23 protein-coding genes are annotated in these 22547 nt (G+C 43.3%); 19 read left to right on the forward strand and 4 right to left on the reverse strand.

Features of this window, described 5'->3' with window-relative positions; translation table 11 throughout:
* Nucleotides 1-33: 33 nt before the first annotated feature.
* From F9802_RS16390 to F9802_RS16420, 7 genes are all read left to right on the forward strand, one after another.
* Nucleotides 34-342, forward strand: coding sequence for a DUF3870 domain-containing protein (locus tag F9802_RS16390; protein WP_152154034.1), 309 nt, complete (start codon nt 34-36; stop codon nt 340-342).
* Nucleotides 343-633: 291 nt separating this feature from the next.
* Nucleotides 634-1575: a glutarate dioxygenase GlaH gene (gene glaH, locus F9802_RS16395; protein WP_152153886.1), complete on the forward strand. Its 942-nt coding sequence runs from the start codon at nt 634-636 to the stop codon at nt 1573-1575.
* Between the two features lie 439 nt (nt 1576-2014).
* Nucleotides 2015-3310, forward strand: a complete 1296-nt coding sequence (locus tag F9802_RS16400; protein WP_152153887.1) for a Glu/Leu/Phe/Val family dehydrogenase — start codon at nt 2015-2017, stop codon at nt 3308-3310.
* A 220-nt stretch (nt 3311-3530) separates the two neighbouring features.
* Nucleotides 3531-3779 carry a hypothetical protein gene (locus F9802_RS16405; protein WP_152153888.1) on the forward strand — a complete coding sequence of 83 codons (249 nt, stop codon included), beginning with the start codon at nt 3531-3533 and terminating at the stop codon, nt 3777-3779.
* Between the two features lie 108 nt (nt 3780-3887).
* Nucleotides 3888-6017, forward strand: a complete 2130-nt coding sequence (locus tag F9802_RS16410; RefSeq protein ID WP_152153889.1) for a sigma 54-interacting transcriptional regulator — start codon at nt 3888-3890, stop codon at nt 6015-6017.
* A 263-nt stretch (nt 6018-6280) separates the two neighbouring features.
* On the forward strand, nt 6281-7738 hold the full coding sequence (locus F9802_RS16415) for an aldehyde dehydrogenase family protein (RefSeq protein WP_152154036.1): 1458 nt from the start codon (nt 6281-6283) through the stop codon (nt 7736-7738).
* A gap of 23 nt (nt 7739-7761) precedes the next feature.
* Nucleotides 7762-9141: a putrescine aminotransferase gene (locus F9802_RS16420; protein ID WP_152153890.1), complete on the forward strand. Its 1380-nt coding sequence runs from the start codon at nt 7762-7764 to the stop codon at nt 9139-9141.
* A gap of 225 nt (nt 9142-9366) precedes the next feature.
* Here the strand turns inward: F9802_RS16420 and F9802_RS16425 are convergent, their stop codons facing one another.
* The 3 genes from F9802_RS16425 to F9802_RS16435 form a co-directional block, all read right to left on the reverse strand.
* A complete protein-coding gene (locus F9802_RS16425) occupies nt 9367-9681 on the reverse strand; it encodes a DMT family transporter (RefSeq protein WP_152153891.1) in 315 nt (104 codons plus the stop codon).
* Entirely contained in the window at nt 9678-10016 is a 339-nt protein-coding gene (locus F9802_RS16430; RefSeq protein ID WP_152153892.1) for a DMT family transporter, read from the reverse strand. The genes F9802_RS16425 and F9802_RS16430 overlap by 4 nt, the downstream gene beginning before the upstream one ends.
* 220 nt (nt 10017-10236) lie before the next feature.
* On the reverse strand, nt 10237-10854 hold the full coding sequence (locus F9802_RS16435; protein WP_152153893.1) for a TetR family transcriptional regulator: 618 nt from the start codon (nt 10852-10854) through the stop codon (nt 10237-10239).
* Nucleotides 10855-11065: 211 nt separating this feature from the next.
* On the opposite strand from F9802_RS16435, the gene F9802_RS16440 reads away from it, so the two are divergent.
* From F9802_RS16440 to F9802_RS16485, 10 genes are all read left to right on the forward strand, one after another.
* Nucleotides 11066-11608: a helix-turn-helix domain-containing protein gene (locus F9802_RS16440; RefSeq protein WP_152153894.1), complete on the forward strand. Its 543-nt coding sequence runs from the start codon at nt 11066-11068 to the stop codon at nt 11606-11608.
* 19 nt (nt 11609-11627) lie between these two features.
* Entirely contained in the window at nt 11628-12734 is a 1107-nt protein-coding gene (locus tag F9802_RS16445; protein WP_152153895.1) for an ABC transporter ATP-binding protein, read from the forward strand.
* Entirely contained in the window at nt 12724-13527 is an 804-nt protein-coding gene (locus tag F9802_RS16450; RefSeq protein WP_152153897.1) for an ABC transporter permease, read from the forward strand. The genes F9802_RS16445 and F9802_RS16450 overlap by 11 nt, the downstream gene beginning before the upstream one ends.
* A gap of 1 nt (nt 13528) precedes the next feature.
* Nucleotides 13529-14335: an ABC transporter permease gene (locus F9802_RS16455; RefSeq protein ID WP_152153899.1), complete on the forward strand. Its 807-nt coding sequence runs from the start codon at nt 13529-13531 to the stop codon at nt 14333-14335.
* Entirely contained in the window at nt 14328-15401 is a 1074-nt protein-coding gene (locus F9802_RS16460) for an ABC transporter substrate-binding protein (protein WP_152153901.1), read from the forward strand. The genes F9802_RS16455 and F9802_RS16460 overlap by 8 nt, the downstream gene beginning before the upstream one ends.
* Before the next feature lie 271 nt (nt 15402-15672).
* Nucleotides 15673-16032, forward strand: a complete 360-nt coding sequence (locus F9802_RS16465) for a lmo0954 family membrane protein (RefSeq protein WP_152153903.1) — start codon at nt 15673-15675, stop codon at nt 16030-16032.
* A gap of 12 nt (nt 16033-16044) precedes the next feature.
* Complete coding sequence (locus F9802_RS16470; RefSeq protein WP_152153905.1) at nt 16045-16689, forward strand: PspA/IM30 family protein; 645 nt, start codon at nt 16045-16047, stop codon at nt 16687-16689.
* A gap of 197 nt (nt 16690-16886) precedes the next feature.
* A complete protein-coding gene (liaF, locus tag F9802_RS16475; RefSeq protein WP_191992024.1) occupies nt 16887-17630 on the forward strand; it encodes a cell wall-active antibiotics response protein LiaF in 744 nt (247 codons plus the stop codon).
* Complete coding sequence (locus F9802_RS16480; protein ID WP_152153909.1) at nt 17627-18709, forward strand: sensor histidine kinase; 1083 nt, start codon at nt 17627-17629, stop codon at nt 18707-18709. Before liaF ends, F9802_RS16480 begins: the two co-directional genes overlap by 4 nt.
* On the forward strand, nt 18706-19338 hold the full coding sequence (locus F9802_RS16485; protein ID WP_152153911.1) for a response regulator transcription factor: 633 nt from the start codon (nt 18706-18708) through the stop codon (nt 19336-19338). The genes F9802_RS16480 and F9802_RS16485 overlap by 4 nt, the downstream gene beginning before the upstream one ends.
* Nucleotides 19339-19375: 37 nt before the next feature.
* Here the strand turns inward: F9802_RS16485 and F9802_RS19800 are convergent, their stop codons facing one another.
* Nucleotides 19376-19549, reverse strand: a complete 174-nt coding sequence (locus tag F9802_RS19800) for a hypothetical protein (protein WP_191992025.1) — start codon at nt 19547-19549, stop codon at nt 19376-19378.
* Between the two features lie 244 nt (nt 19550-19793).
* Between F9802_RS19800 and F9802_RS16490 the strand changes: the two genes are divergently transcribed.
* Together F9802_RS16490 and F9802_RS16495 are read left to right on the forward strand one after the other, a co-directional pair.
* Nucleotides 19794-20969 (forward strand): LL-diaminopimelate aminotransferase, encoded by a 1176-nt coding sequence (locus tag F9802_RS16490; protein WP_152153913.1) that lies wholly within the window; start codon nt 19794-19796, stop codon nt 20967-20969.
* A gap of 13 nt (nt 20970-20982) precedes the next feature.
* Nucleotides 20983-22509, forward strand: coding sequence for an aldehyde dehydrogenase family protein (locus F9802_RS16495; protein ID WP_152153915.1), 1527 nt, complete (start codon nt 20983-20985; stop codon nt 22507-22509).
* The last annotated feature ends 38 nt before the right edge of the window (nt 22510-22547 follow it).

Here is a 22547-nt window from a genome sequence, read left to right on the forward strand (position 1 = left end):
AAAGGGGCAGTTTTTGTGGTTAACTCAAAAGTAATGTTTATCGCCGGACATGCGCGTCTGCCGCAGGGAATGGCAGCAAAAAGTGTATTTGATACATTAACGATCACTGCAGAAGTGGATGTTAAATACGGTGTGATCATTGAAGCCTCCTGTACATTGGCGACCGAGCATGGAAGAAATTTCATCGGGCAGCTGTTAAAGGGAGTAAGCTTAAAAGACGGGATCGACGAACCGCTTAAGCAGCTTCAGCAATATTACAAAGGGAAAGCGGCCAATGCGCTGGCTGCAGCTTTGAATGATTTGCACTTGCATTACCAGCAAGTATCAAAAATTACGAAATAATAATCAAAATATATTGACAATTTAAAAGCGGCATCGTATAATGATATTAATTTAGAAATAGATACTCGCCTTTTGGAAACTGCCTTTTCAAAAACGCGGGTAATATCATAGAAAAGCTGTTTGAATTGAAAAATAAAATAATTAACTGAAATATTTACTGTGACTCCATTTCCATGGAGCAATGAAGTGAGTATTAGCCAGTTTACTTCCCTTGGACGAGAAGGGCGTAAACTGGCTTTTTTATTTTTCTGGAAAGACAGCGCATTATGCAAATTATAGGAGGAATTATTCATGAGTACTTTAGAAAAGCAAGGGAAAAAATTCGTTCAAAAAACAGCCGGCTACGAAGTAAAGCCACATCCACAAAGTGATCGTCTCTACCATATTGAAATCGACCGTCAAGTAATTAAAGACTTTTTAGCGAAAGTAAAAGAAGAAAATATTTCAGTTCAGCACTTGGAGTACACTCCTTATGCAAGACGGATCGTTGCCGACTATTTGCTGCAGCTGACTGGAGAAGGATTCCAGGATGTATTGAGAGGCATTCTTCATGACCGTGAAACAGGCGGCTATACGATCGGTCTTCAAGACGAAACAGTCGACACAGATGAATACGTTATTTTCTCCACGGCATTATCGCACCTTGCTGGAACGCCAAACTTTGACTCGATGACTGGAAAGTATTATGCGAGGTTTACAGTGGGCCATACAGATAATAGTGACTCCTATCTTCGCCAGGCATATCGTTTGTTCACAATGCACACAGATGGAACATTCGTTGACGAGCCGACTGACTGGCTGTTAATGATGAAAATGAAAGAAGAAAACGCAGTAGGCGGCGAATCCCGTTTGCTTCACTTGGATGACTGGAAAGAGCTTGAAAAATTTTCGACTCATCCGCTCGCTACTCACAAATTTACGTACAAAGCGCCAAGCAGTAAAAATGTCGGCCAAGAAATTCAGCGCGCTACGTTCTTTAATGACAACAATAAACCTTGCATTTGCTTTATTGATCAATTCGCTTATCCAGATACAATTGATGAAGCGAAATATTTAAAAGAACTTTCTGATTCAATGGAAAGCGACGAAAGTGTAGTGGAATTAAAACTTCCAATCGGCGACCTCGTCATGCTGAACAACTTATTCTGGTTGCACGGTCGTGCTGCTTTTGAAGTGAACCCTGAATTAAACCGTGAACTTCTGCGCCAACGTGGACGCTTTGCAGAAATTTAATCTTACATTCTAAAAGAACGCAGACGCACTCTGCGTTCTTTTTTATCCAATTCTTTGATTGATTGGCTGAAGGGATGTCGGGGGGTGTGAACAAAATCAGTGATATGCTGAACAACTGCCGGGAATGCGTGAACGAAGTCTTCGAAATGGTAAACAACACGCAGCAGCCGTGAACAAAGTCTTCAAAACGCAGAACAACAGCCGTAAATTGTGAACAACCTTTTTAAAATGAAGAACAATATGCAACGAATCATTCAAATATCCAGATTATGCATTCTTGCGTAGCCTATGCATGAAAGAATAGGAAAAGTCTGAGATGGCACACGCTCTTTTCAGTTACATAGTAAAAGCCCGATGATACCGGAGTTTTTACAGCTTTTTGGCAAGTTGGCATGAAAGTTGCTTCTATATTTATAACAATAAAAAATGAGGTGTTATGATGGGAAGCAACTTACAGGCAACGGAGGTTAAAAGTCAAAAAGTAAATAATGAGCGAAAAAACCCACAAAAAGAATTCAGCAGCATTCTAAAGGAAGCAACAAATATTCTCGGCTACTCCAAAGATGTATTTGACTTTTTAAAAGAACCGATGAGATTTTTGGAGGTCAATATTCCTGTACAGATGGATAACGGGCAGACGAAAATCTTCCGAGGCTACCGCGCACAGCATAATGATGCGAATGGTCCAACGAAAGGAGGTATCCGTTTTCATCCTGATGTGACAGCGGATGAAGTAAAAGCGTTGGCCGGCTGGATGAGTTTAAAATGTGGAATTACCGGGCTGCCTTACGGGGGAGCAAAAGGCGGAATCGTATGTGAGCCGCGAAATATGAGTGCGAATGAACTCGAGCGGCTGAGCCGCGGGTATGTACGGGCGGTGAGCCAGCTCGTCGGACCAACAAAGGACATTCCGGCACCAGATATGTATACGAACTCGCAAATCATGGCCTGGATGCTCGATGAATATGACCATATAAGAGAATTTGACTCGCCGGGTTTCATTACTGGAAAGCCGCTCGTTCTCGGTGGTTCGGAAGGCAGGGAAACAGCCACTTCAAAAGGTGTTTTATATACATTGCAAATTGTCAGTGAGTTAAAGAACATGCCGCTCGAGGGAATGAAAGTGATTGTGCAGGGCTTTGGGAATGTAGGCGGTCACCTTGCGTACTACTTGCATGAACTCGGAGTAAAAGTAGTCGGCATTGCCGATGCTCTCGGCGCCATTTACGATACGGACGGCCTGGATATTCCCGATTTGCTTGGACGCCGCGATTCATTCGGCATTGTTTCCGGGCTGTTTGACAACATTATTACGAATGAAGAGCTGCTTGAAAAAGAATGTGATGTACTTATTCCGGCAGCGATCGGCGGAGTGATCGATGAAGGAAATGCCCATAAACTAAATTGTCAAATTGTGATTGAAGCAGCAAACGGCCCAACGACAAAAGAAGCGATTCAACTGCTGGACGATCGTGGAATTTTAGTCGTTCCTGATATTCTCGCCAATTCAGGGGGCGTTATCGTTTCCTATTTTGAGTGGTGCCAGAACAACCAGGGTTACTACTGGACGAAGGAAACAGTGGAGGAGCGGCTGAAGGAAAAAATCCATGCCAGCTTTTTAAATGTTCAGCATACAGCGGACCAGTTCGGCATAAACATGAAAACTGCCGCTTATATTGAAGGTATTCGCAAAATTGCTGAAGCTTCAGGACTTCGCGGCTGGATAAAACTTTAATGACAAGGCAGCTGCTTTAAACACAGGGGAAGAGGAGGTTAAATCAGATTCATTCCGCTCAAGCTATAAGGCAAAAATGATCGGGAAATCATTGGCAGAAGGCTGAAACAAAAGGGAATAAAGGAGCTGGCGGAAGAAAAACTGATTTGGCCCGGGGCGGGTAAATGTTTTAAATGAAAGCGGCTGTCTTATTTAACTAAAGAAAAGGAGATGAGTACCATTGTTTGAAGAAATGATTACAAGCCCGTATAACGGAGTCATTCAGCAAGTTTTAATAAAGGAAAAAACAAGAATTTATGAATGGGAGCCGCTGTTTTTAATTAAAAGCGAAGCGGGAGAATTGCTTTCCGTAAAGATGGGCGTCAGCGGTGAAATCCAGTCGCTTGAAGTTCAAGAAGGAGATAACGTAGTTCCGGGCATGGTACTCGCTTACGTGAAAGAAGAATTAGTAGTCAGTGCGTGTGATTAAAATAAATGTATAAATGAAGAAGATGGAGCCCCATCTTCTTTTTCTATTATTTTTTAAAAAGTTTGATAAAATAATGGCAGGGAGAAGGCTGAAGGGGAGGATAGAAGAATGTTCACAATCGATGAAAACAAGCTTAATCCAATTGTTGCTATCGCTATGGAAAGCCAAAAAGAAGAAGACCATATAGATATTAGTACAATCAAAGAACCATATATATTCATCAGTGAACAAGGGAAGCTCGTTTCCTATATTCATTTAAAAAGCAACCGTCTGGCGCATAAAGGTGAAGTGACCTTCCAGACGCTGTTATCTCAATCGATTTCAACTGAACAAGTTTATCAAGTTAATAAACTCATTTCATTGCCGGTAATATTTCAAATAATCGGTGAACCGTTGACGCTTATTACGGATGAAGGAGGCGCGCCAATCGGTTATTTGAAGCGGGAAGAATTGCTGGCTGAGCTCTTTAAGCAGGAAAACCAAAGCATTAATTTATTTAAAACATTGCTTACGTCCATTCCAATGGGCATGTTTGTAGTGGATAGAGAAAAGACGATCATTAATTGCAACGATGCCGGGTTGAAGATGATTAAATCGACAGCAGAAAAAGTAATGAACAAGCAGGCTCAATCCATTTTTCACGAAGAACATATTGAAAGCGTTTTTGCCACGGGAAAAACTGTTTTGAACCAGATCCAGCTGACTGATGAAATGGGCGTCTTGCTCGATTACTGCCCTATTTTAAACGATGAACAGAAAATTGAAGGCATGCTGATTGTTGTCCAAGACTTGCCGACAATTGAAGAAATGGCGATGGAAATTGAAGATATTAAAAATTTAAATACAGATTTAAATGCGATATTGTCTACGATTTACGATGAAATACTCGTTGTCAATAATAAAGCTGAACTCATTCGTTACAGTGAAAATGTCATCAGCGGGTTTTGGGATATTGATTTAAAGGACATGCTTGGGAAAAACATCATTGAACTGGAAGAGAAAGGGATGTTCAGCCCGTCTGTCACAAGGCTTGTCATAGAAAAAAAGAAAAAGGTTTCGCTCGTACAAGAAGCTAGAAGCGGAAGAAAAGTACTGGCTGTAGGCAACCCGGTGTTTAATGAAAAGGGAGAGATTGACCGGATCATTATTGCTTCCCGGGATATTACGGAAACTTCGCGGCTGAAAAATGAGCTAAAGGAAATGAAGAAAATTTCCGAGCGGTATAAAAAAGAGCTCGACAGCTTTAAAAACCAGGATCGCACGCTGAAAAAACTAATGTACCGCAGTCCGAAAATGGAGAAAATCATGCTGCAAGTGAAAAAAATCGCTGAATTTTCTTCTACTGTGCTAATTACGGGCGAATCTGGGTCTGGAAAAGAAGTGATTGCCCAGGCGATTCACCAGCTTGGCAGGCGATCAGCTCAGTCGTTTTTAAAATTGAATTGCGGCGCTATTCCGGAAAATTTACTTGAAAGCGAACTGTTCGGCTATACGAAAGGTGCATTTACCGGCGCCGACAAAGATGGAAAAGACGGTTATTTTAAAATGGCTGATAAAGGAGTTCTTTTTCTCGATGAAATAGGAGAAATGCCGCTTCATTTGCAAGTCAAACTGTTGCGCGTACTGCAAGAACAGGAGGTCATTCCGGTCGGAAGCACTGTACCTGAGAAAGTAGATGTGCAAATTATTGCGGCCACGAATAAAAAACTTGAGCAAATGGTAGAACGAGGCACGTTTAGAGAAGACTTGTTTTATCGTTTGAATGTTATTCCGCTGCCAATTCCGCCGTTAAGAGAACGAACAGAAGATATCTCAGTGCTGGCACTGCATTTCCTTCAGCAGTTAAATGAAAAGTACGATAAAAGTTTTTATTTAACACCTGATGCGATCAATGTCCTTGAATTTTATTCGTGGCCGGGGAATGTGCGTGAATTGCAAAACATTATTGAACGGCTAGTCGTTTCAGCGGATGACCAGGCGATTGACGCTGAATTCGTCAGCCAGTTTTTATCGCTCGGCTATGATTTTAAAAAGGCGCGGCCTATCATAACGAGAGTCGTTCCGCTGCAAGAAGCGCTCGAAGATGTGGAAGAGCAACTGATTATACTTGCTATGAAGCAGCACAAAACAACGACAAAAGCGGCAAAAGCACTCGGAGTGAGTCAGTCATCTGTCAGCCGCAAATACCAGAAGATCATGAGCAATAAAAAAATAGAAAGTGAACCTTCCTTCTACTAAAAGAAGACCCGATGAAAGTTGGGTCTTCTTTTTTATGCGAAAAATCATACATTATGCAAAAATGCATAGGTGTAGCAGGGATGTTGTCTCCTTCTTCAAGATAAAAGCTTAATCGTCGAGGGTTTTTGGAAGATTTGAAATATTTTAACTTGGCACAGCAATTGCATTATATAAGGCAAACGGAAAATAGGAGGATGAGAAGCATGTTAGAGACAGAAAACAAACAAGCGGTAAAAACAGAAACTGGTACCCTTCAATTGAATATGTATATTAACGGTAAATGGACAAGCGGAAGCGAAAGTAAAACACGCCAAGTGATCAACCCAGCTACTGGAGAGGTTATTGCTGAAACAGCAGAAGGCACAATTGCAGATGCAAGAGCTGCCATTGCTGCTGCTAAAGAAACGTTTGAAAGCGGTGTTTGGTCAGATCTTCCGGCTGTGGAACGGGCTTCCTATTTGTTAAAAATTGCGGATAAAATTGATGAAAAAGCAAAAGGACTTGCGGCTCTGGAAACAATGAACAACGGCAAGCCGCTTCGTGAAGCAGGCTTTGATGTGGGAGATGCTGCTGCTTGCTTTCGCTATTATGCAGGCATGATTACTCAGCCGGATGGCCAAACGTATCACGTAGCAGACCCGATGCAAGCGATGGTTGTTAGAGAACCGGTCGGTGTGTGCGGATTGATCGTTCCGTGGAATTTCCCGCTGCTTATGAGCGTCTGGAAACTCGCACCGGCACTGGCAGCGGGCAATACGATTGTCTTCAAACCGTCTGAAGTAACGCCGGTGACACCGACGAAATTGATGGAGATTTTTGAGGAAGTCGGGCTGCCTAAAGGCGTAGTCAATATGGTACACGGCGCAGGTCCGGTTGTTGGAAACGAAGTCGCCGCTCATAAAGATGTCGATATGGTCTCTTTTACAGGCGGAACAAAAACAGGCAAGCACATTATGAAAGCAGCAGCTGACAATATGAAGAAGATTTCACTTGAACTCGGCGGGAAATCCCCGAATATCATTTTTGCTGATGCTGACTTTGAAGTAGCTGTCGACTATGCGCTATTTGGCATTTTTTGCGGCTCAGGACAAGTGTGTTCAGCTGGATCAAGAATATTAGTAGAAGAAAGCATTTATGATAAATTTATTGAAAGATTCACGGAGCGCGCTAAGCAAATCAAAGTAGGCGACGGTACAGATCCCGAGACAGAAATGGGTCCGCTCGTCAGCCAGCAGCATATGGAAAAAGTGTTGGGCTACATTGAAATCGGGAAAGAAGAAGGCGCACATCTGCTGTTTGGCGGAGAGCGTTTGAAAGAAAACGGAATGGACAAAGGTTACTTCGTTGCACCAACGGCATTTGCCGATGTAACACAAGAAATGAGAATCGTTCAGGAAGAAATTTTTGGCCCGGTCGTGGCGATTCAAAAATTCAGCGACGAGCAGGAAGCGATTCGTCTTGCCAATGACACAGATTACGGACTGGCGGGAGCGGTCTTTACGGTTGACGGGGCAAAAGCGTTGCGTGTGATTAAAAAATTGCGTGCCGGCATTACGTGGGTGAATTCTTATCATCCAACTTATAACGAAGCGCCGTGGGGCGGCTACAAACAAAGCGGTATCGGACGCAGTCTTGGAACATATGGACTTGATGAATTCCAGGAAATTAAACAAATCAACATTAACTTAGAAGTAGAACCAGTGGGCTGGTTTAAAAACTAATTAACTTACAGGAGTGGAGATAAATGAGTACAGATTTGAAAACAGAAGTAAAAAACAATGAGCAAGTGTCAGAGATTAATGAGTATATTAAACAAGTACTCGCTTTAATAGAAAAAGAGGAAGTAACAGAAGAAGAAGCACAGTGGGTAACGAAAGAAACAGTCGATGGTTTCCGTGAACACGTGAACCCAGGTTTCCTTTCTTACCGAAAAACTGTAACAGAAGGCGGCCAGTTCGCAGCGGTCGAGTGGTCGGACGGCGGATCTTGTTTCACTGACATCAGCGGCAAAAAGTATATTGATTGTCTCGGCGGATTTGGTATTTACAACGTCGGTCACCGCCATCCAAAAGTCGTGAAAGCAGTCACTGATCAGCTGAAACGTCAGGCGCTGCACAGCCAAGACTTGCTCGACCCGCTGCGTGCGATGCTGGCAAAAATTTTAGCAGATATTACACCGGGAGATTTAAAATATTCTTTCTTCACGAACAGCGGAACAGAAAGTGTGGAAGCGGCGCTGAAACTGGCGAAAATGTACAGTGATCGGTCGACGATTATTTCTACAACGCGTTCTTTCCACGGAAAAAGCTTAGGATCGTTATCCGGCACAGCGAAAGGCGTATTCCGTAAGCCGTTCCTACCGCTAATTCCAGGCTTCCGCCACATTCCGTTTGGCGATATTGACATGATGAGAAAAACATTTGAATCTTGCGCGCTCGTCGGTGAAGATGTAGGAGCAGTTATTTTAGAGCCGATTCAAGGTGAAGGCGGCATCATTATCCCACCTGCAAACTACTTGAAAGAAGTAAGAGCGCTTTGTGATGAATACGACGTCGTCTTAATTTTTGATGAAGTGCAGACGGGTATGGGACGCACAGGGAAAATGTTTGCTTCTGAGTTATTTGATGTCACGCCGGATATTTTATGTCTCGCGAAAGCATTCGGCGGCGGTGTAATGCCGGCTGGAGCGGTCGTAGCGAACGAAAAAGTATTTAAGAGCTTATTTGACAATCCATTCATGCATACAACAACGTTTGGCGGCAATCCGCTTGCTTGTGCGGCAGCCATTGCGACGATCAGTGTCTTGCTTGAGGAAAAGCTTCCGGAAAGAGCGGCTGAAGTTGGCGAGTATTTCTTAAAAGGCTTGAAAGAAGCAGCAGCAGGCCATGAAGATAAAGTATTGGAAATCCGCGGCCAAGGCTTAATGATTGGCATCGAGTTCCACAAAGACGAAATCGGCTATGAAGTATCAAAAGGGATGTTTGACAAAGGTATCCTCGTTGCCGGCACACTCGTTAACTCGAAAACAATCCGTATCGAGCCGCCATTGACAATGAGCTATGAAGAAGTGGATACAGTTATCCGTTCATTTAAAGAAGTGCTGTCTAACGTAGCAGCGCAGTAAAGTGAAAATCCCCGGCTTTTAAGCTGGGGATTTTTCAGTGGCTAGAAGTCGTGAAGAAAGCGATCAAAGTGATGAACAACCGCGAGGAATCGTGAACAAAGTCATTCAAATCATGAACAACATCCAATAATCGTGAACAAACTCAACAAAATGATAAATAACACCTAAGAATAGTCAAAAACCCGCTTGAAAGTGACGCTTCAAAGCGGATTTTTTCTGTTCAAATTAAGCCGTAAGCCTTAAACCAGCTACGCCAATTATAATAAAAGCGAGCGACAAAGCCTGGAATTTATTCAGTTTTTCTTTAAACCAGATGATGCTGACGATGGTGATGCCGACAGTGCCGATACCGGTCCAGACGGCGTAGGCGATACCAGCAGAGAGTTCGAGCATCGCTCTCGATAAACAGTAGAAGGAGAAGATGAAGCCGATGACCATGATGGCGATCGGCCATTTTCTTTTTGTACCGTCCACGTATTTCATTGCGATCGTGGCGATGACTTCTTCGATGCCGGCAAGAAGCAAAAAGATCCAGCTCATGAAGGTTCACCTCCGGCTTCGTTTGTTTTCGTTGTTGTAGACAGTTTCATGCCGAGCACCCCTGACAGAAGCAAAGCAATAAAGATCAGCTGAATGAAAGAAAAGGGCTCTCCTAAATAAATGCCCATAAAATACGTGCCGGCCGTACCGATGCCGACAAATACAGTGTAAGCGGCTGCGAGCGGGATTGTTTTATAAGAACGGATGAGCAGAAGGAAGCTGATGCCGATCAGCAGAACAGTGACAACCCAGTCTGCCAGAGAATCTGCGTATTTCAAACCTGTGGCCCAGACGATTTCCAATAAACCTGCGAGTAAAACAATAAACCAGTTCAATTTATACACCTCAAATATGAATGAATGTCATTCATTTTATAAAAAAGAAAGGGAACGCTGAATGTGACGTTCCGATTTTAGTTTGTTTAGGAAACGATAAAATAATCACTTTGTGGATAACTTTGCTAAGGGGCGGGTCTGTGTCTAGCTCCACCTCCCTAGGGCTCGAGGTCATATGCCAATCTGGCTGTGCGGCAAAAAGCACCACTTCGCCAGCTTGTCATATACTTGTCGCCCTGTGGCAGCCGGCTCCGCTTTTCATGTTGTCCAGTGACCGCTGCAAGAAAGAGAAGGTTTCTTTTTTGCATGCTGCCAGATCTCCTTTTTCCTCGGCAATGTAATATCGCTCGGCTGCGCTCTCGATTAAGTTAATAATTAACCGGGCGGTCCAGCCAATATCAATTTCCGCAATGATTTCTCCATGATCGGCGGCTGCTTTTAACACTTCTTCCAGCCATTTATAATATGGATCGTAAATCGTTTCCCATTTCTCCATGGAGTGGACAATAGCAAGTCCTGAGTAGCATAAAATAATAACCTCTTTATGAGAGTTTGTCAGTTCAAATGTTTCATCAATGATTGTTTGAATGATTTCCCAGAAGCCATGTTTTTGTTTTGTTTCTGCTTTGATTTTTTCCAATGTCAAACTCAGCAAGTTCTCGGCAATAGCGGGAATTAAATCTTTTTTTGAAGGGAAATACAAATAAAACGTGCCTTGGGCGATGCCCGCCTGCTTCACAATATCAGTGATGGATGTGCGGTCCAGCCCTTTTTCAGAAATCACCTGAATAGCGGCTTGAAGAATTTTATTATATTTTCCGTCTATTCTTTCCGGCATATCAAATCCCTCCGTTGCAAATGAATGAATGTCATTCATTTTAGCACAAATCATTCTAAGCGGCAAGCCAGTCGAGAAAAGCCAAATTTTTCTTGAAGTTTATATTTTCCGTATTATAATGAAAAGCTGATGAGTAAACTTGAAGTTTTGTAACACTAAACTTTATTTACTGAAAGTTTACTAAATATAAACAAAATTGAGGATCATGAGAATGGAAATCGGGAAAAAAATCAAAAACTTACGCTTAAAGAAGGGGCTAACGCAAGAAGAACTTGGTGAACGTACAGATTTGAGCAAGGGGTATATTTCTCAGCTGGAGCGGGATTTAAGCTCTCCTTCGATAGAAACATTTTTTCACTTATTAGAAGTGCTCGGCTGTTCACCGAAAGAATTTTTTGATGAAGAGAAACGGGAACAAAAAGTAGTGTATGGAGAAGAAGATCAAACAGATTATGCAGACGAAGAAAAAGGTTACGAGATTCAGTGGCTTGTGCCTGAGTCGAATGAAAAAGAAATGGAACCGGTCAAGCTCGTGTTTCAGAGAGGCGGCGGGTTCAAGCGGTTTGAGCCGTCTTTAGCGGAAACGTTCGGTTATGTGCTGAGCGGACAGGTCATTGTGCAGCTCGGCAAACGGGAATATAAGGCGAAAGCAGGAGAAGCGATTTATTTTCATTCATCTGAAGAGCATCAAATCATCAATGACTTTGATGGAACGTCTGAAATTATTTTAACCGTCACTGAATCATATTTGTAAACGGTAGAGGAGGATTATTATGGCTGAGGAAGCAATCATCCGCTTCGATCAAGTAACGAAGCAATACGATGATGATACAATTGTATTGAATAATGTAAGTTTTGAAATTGAGAGGGGGAAATTTTATACGCTGCTTGGGCCTTCCGGCTGCGGAAAGACAACGATACTGCGTTTAATTGCCGGCTTTACGGAAGCATCTAAAGGAGACATCTATTTCAATGGCAAAAGAATGAACAACGTACCTGCGAATGAACGGCAAGTAAATACGGTATTCCAGGATTATGCCTTGTTTCCGCATTTAAATGTGTATGAAAACGTGGCATTCGGGCTGCGGATCAAAAAGATGAAAAAAGCGGAGATTGATCGGAGAGTAAATGAAGCGCTTCGTTTTGTGAATTTGAGCGGCTACGAAAGCAGAGAGATTACGGAGATGTCCGGAGGTCAGCGCCAGCGTGTGGCGATTGCCCGGGCCATCGTGAATGAACCGGAAGTGATTTTGCTGGATGAGCCGTTATCTGCACTCGATTTAAAATTGCGTACGGAAATGCAATATGAACTTCGTGACTTGCAAAAGCGCCTCGGCATTACATTTATTTTTGTGACTCATGACCAGGAAGAGGCGCTTGCCATGTCCGACGAAATATTTGTCATTAATGAAGGCAGAATTCAGCAAAGCGGCACGCCTACCGATATTTACGATGAACCGATCAATCGTTTTGTCGCTGACTTTATTGGTGAATCCAACATCGTTCCCGGCAAAATGATAAGAGATTTCGAAGTGGAATTTGCCGGGAAAAGGTTTGAATGCGTGGATCAGGGACTGAACCAAAATGAACCGGTCGAAGTAGTCATCCGTCCGGAAGATTTAGAGATTACTACATGGAGTGAAGGCAAAATTCAAGTGAAAGTCGCTTCCCAGCTGTTCCGCGGCGTTCACTATGAAATGCTTTGTTATGATGAATCGAAGAATGAGTGGCTTGTCCATTCAACGAAGAAAGCAACAGTGGGTGATGAAATCGGTCTTAATTTTGGCCCCGAGGCGATCCACGTCATGCGTCTCGGCGAAACGGAAGAAGAGTTTGATAAGCGGTTAGAAGCGTACCAAGGGGCCGGTTATGGAAAATAGAGCTCGTAAGTTATATTTGATCCCTTATGTTTTGTGGATTGGACTGTTTGTTGTTACGCCTATTTTGCTTGTAGTCTATTATTCTTTCTTTGACTTGAACGGGAATTTTACAGTTGCTAATTATGAAAAGCTGTTTACACCTGTGTACATCAAAATGATTTTAAGTTCTTTCTGGTATGCGTTTTTAATTACGGCTTTTTGCTTACTGATTGCTTATCCTGCGGCTTACTTTATAACAAAATCAAAGTATAAGCAGTTGCTTTTATTGTTAATTATTTTGCCTTCGTGGATTAACTTGCTGCTGAAGGCTTATGCATTTCTTGGCATTTTCAGCACGTACGGGGCAGCAAACAGCTTCTTGGAAGCAGTGGGCATCGGTACCCGGCAAATTTTGTTTACGGATTTCAGTTTTGTGTTTGTTGCGGTCTACATCTTTATTCCATTTATGCTGCTGCCGATTTTCAATGCGCTTGATAAGCTTAATCCGACGTTAATCGATGCTTCGCGCGATCTTGGTGCATCTGCCTGGATAACCTTTCAAAAAGTCGTGTTTCCGCTCACAATTGATGGAGTTAAATCAGGTGTACAGGCAGTCTTTATTCCGGCATTATCCCTGTTTATGATTACCCGGCTGATTGCTGGCAATCGGGTCATTACACTCGGTACAGCGATCGAGCAGCATTTCCTTATCACGCAAGACTGGGGAATGGGTTCGGCCATTGCTGTATTTTTAATTATTACGATGGTTGTGATCATGGTCGTGACGGGAACAAGAAAGCGGGGGGTTCAATAAAATGAAAAAGAAGTCATTATGGCCAAAAGTATATTTAGCTTTTGTCTTTATCGTTTTATACGCCCCGATTTTTTATTTAACATTTTATTCATTTAACAGCGGCGGCACGATGAATGATTTTGAAGGATTTACGCTCGATTGGTATAAAGAGCTGTTTCAGGATACGAGACTACTCATTATCGTTTTAAATACGATCATTATTGCCCTGTTATCAGCTGCTATCTCAACGATTATTGGTGTGCTCGGTGCTTTAGCGATTGTGTATATGAAAAAAAGAGCAGCTAAAAATGCGCTCCTGTCTTTAAATAACGTATTAATCGTCAGTCCTGACGTCATTATCGGCGCTTCTTTTTTGATTTTATTTACGATAATTGGCATTAAACTTGGTTTTACATCTGTGTTATTATCCCATGTCGCTTTTTCAATCCCGATTGTTGTCATCATGGTGCTTCCGAAGCTTCAAGAAATGAGTCTATCATTAATTGATGCCGCGCGTGATTTGGGGGCAAGCCACTGGGACGTATTGTCAAAAGTCATTTTGCCGTACATTTCACCAGGGATTTTTGCCGGCTTCTTTCTGGCATTGACATACTCTCTTGACGACTTTGCTGTCACGTTTTTCGTTACTGGGAACGGTTTTACAACGTTGTCTGTTGAGATTTATTCATTGGCCCGCCGCGGCATTTCCTTAAATATTAATGCGTTGTCGACGCTGTTATTCTTGTTCACTATTTTGCTCGTCATCGGCTATTACTTTATTACGAAACGAAACGGCCGGACGGCTGGAGCGGGGGGCGGAAATGAATAAACTAATACGTGCATTCGTTGCTGTGTTTGCAGTCGCTTTTCTCTTGATGTATACCGTCTCTAAACTGAACGAATCTGAAGGGAAAACAGCGGGCAATACGTTAACCGTTTTTAACTGGGGTGACTACATTGATGCCGAACTGATTGATCAGTTTGAGAAAGAAACAGGGATAAAAGTGATCTATGAAACATTTGATTCGAATGAAGCGATGATGACGAAAATTGAGCAGGGCGGCACGGCGTACGATGTTGCCGTGCCTTCCGAATACGCTATCGATAAAATGAAGAAAGCAAATCAGCTTTTGCCTGTTGATCATTCAAAAATTCCTAATTTAAAATTTATAGATGAGCGCTTTATGAACCTTGCTTTTGATCCGGGTAACAAGTACTCGATTCCTTATTTTTGGGGTACGGTCGGCATTCTTTACAATAAAGATTTAATGAAAGGGAAAGAAATTACAGCTTGGAATGATTTGTGGGGCCCTGAACTGCGCAACGAAATTTTGCTTGTTGACGGTGCCCGTGAAGTGATGGGGATGGGATTGAATTCCCTTCATTATTCGCTGAATGATACGAATAAACAGCATCTTATTGAAGCAAAAGAAAAGCTTGATACACTGACTCCTAACATTAAAGCGATCGTTGGAGATGAAATCCGTATGCTGATGGAAAATGATGAAGCAACGATCGGCGTTGTATGGTCTGGTACCGCTTCAGAGCTCATGTGGAAAAAGGAAAACTTGGAATATGTTGTACCGGAAGAAGGCTCGAACCTCTGGTTTGATAATATGGTTATTCCGAAAACAGCGAAAAATGTAGAAGCTGCTCACAAGTTTATCAACTTTATGCTTGATCCTAAAATAGCAACACAAAACACAGAATACGTTGGCTATTCCACGCCGAATAAAAAAGCGCTCGAATACATGCCGAAAGAAATTGTCAGCGATGAACGCTTTTATCCGGATCCTGAACAAACAGAACGGCTTGAAGTATATGAAAACTTGGGACCGAATATGCTTGCCTACTACAATGAACTGTTCCTTGAATTTAAAATGCATAAAAAGTAAAAGTGAAAGCGCCCGAAACTTTGTTTCGCGGCGCTTTTCTTCTTGTCCAGCTCCAGGCGCCTAGCCCCTCGAGGTCACAAGCCAACCCTCCCGGAAAGGTAAAGAACACCTTTCTGGGAGGCTCGTCTTGTGCTTGTCGGGGCTGATCAAGGCGCTTCCGCTTTTCTTAGTCTCAGTCTTAAGGCTGAGACTAAGTTCCATCTGCGGCTCGTTATAAGAAAAGGGATGGCGAGGTAAGATGAAATCAAGATATCGAAAGGAGGAAAAATAAATGAAAAAGGTGATGCTGTTTTGTATTGGAGGGCTGGCTGCTTTAGTCGCGATTGCAAGTGTGGGACCGGTGCTCGGACTTGTATTATGCGCAGCTATCATGTATGTGGCATGGAAACAGTATGGGCAAGCTTCCTCGAAAGCGATCAAATTCTTTTGGGGAGCAGCTGGACTGATTGCCTTTTTGGCAGCAGTCGGCAATGTTCCGGCACTGCTTGGCATTGCGGCTTTAGGTGTACTTTACATCGTTTATAAAAAGTGGCAAGAAGACGATCATGAACCGATGGCAGATGCGAAAGAAGAGGATCCGTTCGTGAACTTTGAAAAACAATGGAATCAACTAAAAAAAATAAATGGTTAAGGAGAGATAAATATGACTGGGATTTTTACAAAAATTAAACGTACAGTGGAAGCAGAGTTGTTTGATATCGTGGAGAAAAAAGAGCAAAAGAATCCGATTGCCATGCTGAATCAATATTTGCGGGAAGCACAGAAGGAAACGGAAAAAGTAGTGAAATTGTTGGAGCGCCAGCAATTATTGAAAAAAGAGTTTGAGAGTGAATGGCAGGAAGCTGTCCGCCTGCAGGAGAAGCGGAGCAAGCAGGCTGTTCTCGCTGCTGAAGCGGGAGAAACGGAACTTGAGGAGTTTGCAGTGCGTGAAGCGGATGTATATAAAGAGCGGGCCGTCCGTTTAGAACAGTCCGTTGCCATTGTTGGAGAGCAAATCATGAAGCTTGAAAGCAAGGCAGAAGAAATGAAGCATAAGTTGAAAGACATGAATGTCCGCCGCCTTGAATTAATGGGCCGTGAAAATGCGGCAAGAGCCCACTACAGCATGAGCAAAGTGCTCGATGAAAGTTCCGAAGCTAATCGTCCGTTTGGCCGGTTTGAAGAACTTGAACAGTATATTGACGAATTAGAAGGAAAAGTAAACAAACGCTACGAATCTTCCTTAATGGACGCTCGTCTTGCAGAGCTGGAGCGGCAATTTCAGCTAAAAGAAAAGAGCGCACAGTAAGCGTAAAACATGCTATGATTAACAATTGAAGAGCGTGGAGGCTGTCCCACAAGTGCCTGGTTCCTCCTCTGCAAGCCTGAATACAGTATATTACCAAGCGTTTTATACTAAAGATGGCGGCGGAGGTGCTTGGCACTTTTCGTTTAGGGTGGCTTCACATTATTATCATTGCTGCTTCGAGGAAAGGGGAAAAAAGAATGCCTTCATTAAAAAGAACGGATATGCTGACTGTGTTTTTACTTGCTGCTTTATTAATTGTTTTAATTGAAGCGACATTTTTTCATGGCGATTTCGTATTTTCCCTCTTCTTCGGAATAGCCATGATGTATTTCGGAAGAAAGTGGAACGCCAGCTGGTTTGGCAAACTGCTGTTTTGGTTCGGTTTATTTATGACTGTCATGATGATTCTTAGCATGACAAGTTTGCGAATGCTCGTTATGGCAGGTCTTATTTATATGCTGTACCGTTATTTACAATCGAAAAAAGAGCCTGCTCGCTTTTCGCTGTCAGCGGAAAATATCTCGTCCACGCCGCTTAATCCCGGCGAGTCCATTAAGCATTCTTTTTTGAAAAACAAACTATTTTCTGTTCAATCAACGCCGGAGCATTCATATGAATGGAAAGACATCCACATCCAGGGCATGCTTGGCGACATTACTGTTGATGTAAGCAATACGGTGCTGCCGAAAGGAACAGCTGTCATCTCGGTCAGACAAATGATGGGAAAAGTGAAAGTAGATATTCCTTATGAAATCCCGGTGCGCATCCGCTTTGCCACGCTTGTCGGCAACGTCCATTTGTTTCAGCGTTTTCCGATCCCAGTCTGGAATGATACATTTTATTTCGAAGATGAACATCACAGCGAACAGGAAGGAGCAGAAACAACGATCGTTCTCCTTATTTCCACCGTCATTGGCGATGTGGAGGTGAATCGGGTATGAACATTTTTGCGAAGCAATTCAGGCAAGTTTTTCTGGCGGTTCTTTTTGTGACAGTTGTCGTGATCGCTGCTTTTGAAATAAGTTTTCCGCAGCCAGGATGGCGGAATTATTTCGAAAAGGAGCTGTTTGGTCTTCCTTTTGCCGTATTTGTCGCAGCAGTGGCTGTCGGCGTGGCTTTTTTATTTGGCGCGCTGTACGGATGGGGACAATGGTCTTCTTTAAAAACGCTTGATCAGCGGCTCGATTCTCTTATTTCAGGGAAGGCCGCTGAAGGAAAAGACAAGATGTTGACAGCTGATTTTTCAGGTATCGAGCAAAAATTTCAGCAGCTGGAACGGACGGTTGCTGAACAAAAACAAACTGCCCGGCGCCTCGCCAAGGAAAAAGCAGAAAACCAGGAAACGCTCATTCAGGAAATGGTGTCACAAGAACGGCAGCGTCTCGCTCGTGAACTGCATGATTCAGTATCCCAGCAGCTGTTTGCCGCTTCCATGATGATGTCAGCCATTAATGAAAAACGCGAGGCAGTTCCTTCAATGGAAACGAAACAGCTGGCTATGGTGGAAGAAATGATTCAGCAGTCGCAACTGGAAATGCGGGCGCTGTTATTGCATTTGCGGCCTGTACCGTTGAACGGCAAATCGTTAAAAGAAGGAATCGATGATTTACTCGTTGAATTGACTCAAAAAGTACCGCTCGCCATTCACTGGAAGACAGAAGAAATCAGCATGGACCGTGGTATGGAAGATCACTTATTCCGAATTGTCCAAGAATCAATCTCCAATACGCTGCGCCATGCAAAGGCGAACCGTCTCGACGTGCTCAACATGTGGCGTGATGGCTTTGTTATTTTGCGGATCAGCGATGACGGAATTGGTTTTGATACGACAACAACGAAGATGGGCTCTTATGGCTTGCAAAACATGCATGAGCGTGCCATTGAAATTGGTGGAACGTTAAAGATTATTTCATTGCCATCCAAAGGAACAAAATTGGAAGTAAAAGTACCGCTCGCACAGCAGCATTCAGATCAAACACAAACAGAAAAATTGGAAGAAGAGGTGGAAACGGACGAATGATAAGGGTTCTTCTCGTAGATGATCATGAAATGGTGCGCATTGGTGTATCCGCTTATTTAATGGCGCAGCCTGATATCAAAGTGGAAGCAGAAGCAGAAGATGGGGAAAAAGCGGTGGCAGCTGCTTTGGAGTTAAAGCCGGATATTATTTTAATGGACCTCGTGATGCCGAAAATGGATGGCATTGAAGCGACAAAGCGAATTGTGGAGCAATGGCCCGAAGCTAAAATCATTATCGTGACAAGCTTTCTTGATGACGAAAAAGTGTATCCGGCACTTGAAGCAGGGGCCGTCAGCTATATTTTAAAAACGTCAAAAGCGAGCGCGATTGCAGAAGCCATTCGCAAAACGCACGGAGGCGAACCGGTACTTGAGCCTGAAGTGACGGGGAAAATGATGAAGCGCATGCGCCAGGGTCAAAAAGTACCGCTTCATGAAGAACTGACAGAACGGGAAAGAGAAATCCTGCTGCTTATTGCGCAAGGAAAAGCGAATCAGGACATTGCTGATGAATTATATATTTCATTAAAAACGGTAAAAACACACGTCAGCAATATCTTGTCCAAGCTCGAAGTGAACGACCGGACGCAGGCCGTCATTTATGCCTTTCAAAACCGGCTTGTGCAATAAACTGCCTTTAGAAGTCTTTCGTGCAGCGCGTTACTGATTACGGAATCAAATCGCCGATGGAACGAAAGAAGAAGCGGATGAGCCTCCAAAGCATTCGCAAAGGCCAAAATAAAATTTCGTAACAGATATTTCCAAATACCGCATCAAATATATCAGCCGCCGTGGAATCTTCCTGGCGTCTTTTTTTCTTTTTTGCCGGTTTTTTAGGCATGTCTCCTCAATCCTTTGCGTCTTTTTTCCTTATATACGAATGGAGTTAGAAAAAAGTTCCTATCATTCATCACTATTTGATGAAAAAAGACCTTTGTGAAAAGTGTACGGATATTTACGGTTATTCTTCAGGTATTTTTGTACAAAAAGCCCATAGTTTATAAAAGTGAAAGAAGATAAAGTTAAAGTAGAAAAGAGCTTACTATTTAAAAGATCGTGAATGTAAAGGATGGTGATCAAGTGTCATGCGCTATCAATCGCAAAGAATAGCTCAAATACCGCCATACATGTTTGCTGAATTCAAAAAAAAGAAATTAATGATGCAAAAAGCGGGAGTTGATGTGATTGATTTAGGCATTGGTGACCCGGATCTTCCGACGCCAAAGCATATTAGGGATAAACTAATAGAGGAAATGGCTTATCCGGAAAACTTTAAGTATCCGAGTTTCATTGGCTGTTTTGAATTTAGGCAGGCAGTAGCTGATTTTTATAAGCAGCAGTTTAATGTCGATTTAGATCCGGAAACAGAAGTTCTCGCGCTGATCGGCTCCAAAGAGGGGCTCGCCCATTTAGTCCCGTCTGTCATTGATCCAGGAGAGATCGTCTTGGCACCGGATCCTGGCTATCCACCGTACCGAATGGCTGTTTCGCTCGCTGGCGGACAGCTGTTCACGATGCCGCTTCTGAAGGAAAACAACTTCGAACCCGAATTTCAGAATATTCCTGAAAATATCGCCAACGAAGCAAAACTCATGTTTTTAAATTATCCAGGCAATCCGACTTCTGCCACTGTAGACATTGATTTCTTCCAGCGGGCGGTTTCATTTGCTGAAAAAAACAAAATCGTCATCGCCCATGACGCCGCCTACAATATGGTCACATTTGATGATTATAGGGCACCGAGCATTTTGCAGGCAGAAGGAGCGAAAGAAACAGCTGTGGAGTTTGGTTCTTTATCTAAAACATACAGCATGACCGGCTGGCGGATCGGCTACGTTGTCGGCAATAAAGAAGTGATTAAGGCATTATCTGTTTATAAAAGCAATACAGACACTGGACAATTTACGCCTATTCAAAAAGCTGCTGCCCATGCTTTAAAGAGCAGCCAGGATTGCGTGAAAGCAAGCAATGACATTTATGCTGGACGAATGAAAGCCATGACAGATGCACTCGCTTCAATTGGTGTAAATACGGCGCCGGCACGCGGTACGTTCTTTATATGGGCACCTGTGCCAAGGGGGTATACATCGGCTGAATTCGCGAACACCGTACTGGAAAAAACGGGTGTGATCATCACTCCGGGCCATGCGTTCGGAACAGCGGGTGAAGGGTATTTCCGCATCTCGCTTTCGGTGCCGACAGACCGGCTGACGGAAGCGATTAACCGCATGAAAAAAGAGCTGACAATTATTACGAATTGAGAGGGGAAAAATAATGAACAATCAAACAGTACAAGAAACAGCTAAAAAAGACACAGCGGTAAAAAAATACTTAAACTTTATTAATGGCGAATGGGTAGATTCAGAGTCAGGAAAGTATACTCAAAATACGAATCCGGTGAATGGCGAAGTATTAGGCGAAGTTGTTGCCTCTACGAAAGCAGATGTAGAGAAAGCGGTCCAGGCAGCAAAAGAAGCGCAAAAAAAGTGGAGAAATGTGCCGGCGCCTGAGCGTGCAGACTTTTTATATAAGGTTGCTTATTTATTAAAAGAGCGTAAAGAAGAGCTCGCACAAGTATTGACGAAAGAAATGGGAAAAGTCATTGCAGAAGCGAGGGGGGAAGTCCAGGAAGCCATTGACATGGCGTTCTATATGGCAGGTGAAGGCCGTCGCATGTTCGGGGATACGGTTCCTTCCGAGCTGCGCAATAAATTTGCAATGAGCGTTCGCGTTCCTGTCGGTATTGCCGGTTTGATTACTCCGTGGAACTTTCCGATCGCAATCGCTTCTTGGAAGTCACTGCCGGCGCTCGTGACAGGAAATGCCGTCGTTTGGAAGCCGGCTTCTGAAACACCATTTTTGGCGGGAGAGTTTGTCAAAATTTATGAGGAAGCGGGACTGCCAAAAGGGCTCGTGAACCTCGTTTACGGCTCAGGAAGTGAAGTAGGAAATGCCATCGTGGAACACCCGGACGTTGACATTGTTTCTTTTACCGGCTCTAACGAAGTAGGGAAGAAAATCAACGGACGCGCTGGTGAACTGCTGAAACGGACATCGCTTGAAATGGGCGGGAAAAATGCGGTAACTGTACTGGAAGATGCGGATATTGATCTTGCTGTAGACGGCATTGTCTGGAGTGCCTTCGGGACGAGCGGGCAAAGATGTACAGCGTGCAGCCGGATTATCGTCCATGAGTCGGTAAAAGAAGAGCTGGAGCAGAAGCTGATGAAACGCATGGAAATGTTAAAGCTTGGCGACGGACTGGATGAATCCATTGATGTTGGCCCTGTCATTAACCGCTCGTCTCTTGAGAAGATCCATGAATATGTCAAAATCGGTAAAGACGAAGGGGCAAAGCTATTAAAGGGCGGCGAAATTGTTACTGAAAACGGTTTGGATAAAGGAAACTTCTATGCACCTACTTTATTTACTAATGTAAAGTCTGACATGAGAATTGCCCAAGAAGAAATTTTTGGCCCGGTCGCTTCCATCATTCCGGTCAAAAGCCTGGAAGAAGCGATTGAAGTGAACAACAGTGTTGAGTTCGGTTTATCCAGCTCCATTTTCACAGCGGATGTGAACCGTGCGTTCCAGGCGATGAGAGACTTGGATACGGGCATCGTCTACATCAATGCAGGAACAACTGGAGCGGAAATTCACTTGCCATTTGGCGGCACGAAAGGAACTGGAAACGGGCATCGGGATTCAGGAGTGGCTTCGTTAGATGTGTATACAGAGTGGAAGTCTGTGTATATCGACTATAGCGGCAAAATCCAGCGGGCGCAAATTGATAACTATTAATTTGAACAAGGCCACGCCTTGAATGCAAAAGATAAGCA

The organism is Bacillus aerolatus, from assembly GCF_009183655.1.
GTDB classification, from domain to species: Bacteria; Bacillota; Bacilli; order Bacillales; family Domibacillaceae; genus Pseudobacillus; species Pseudobacillus aerolatus.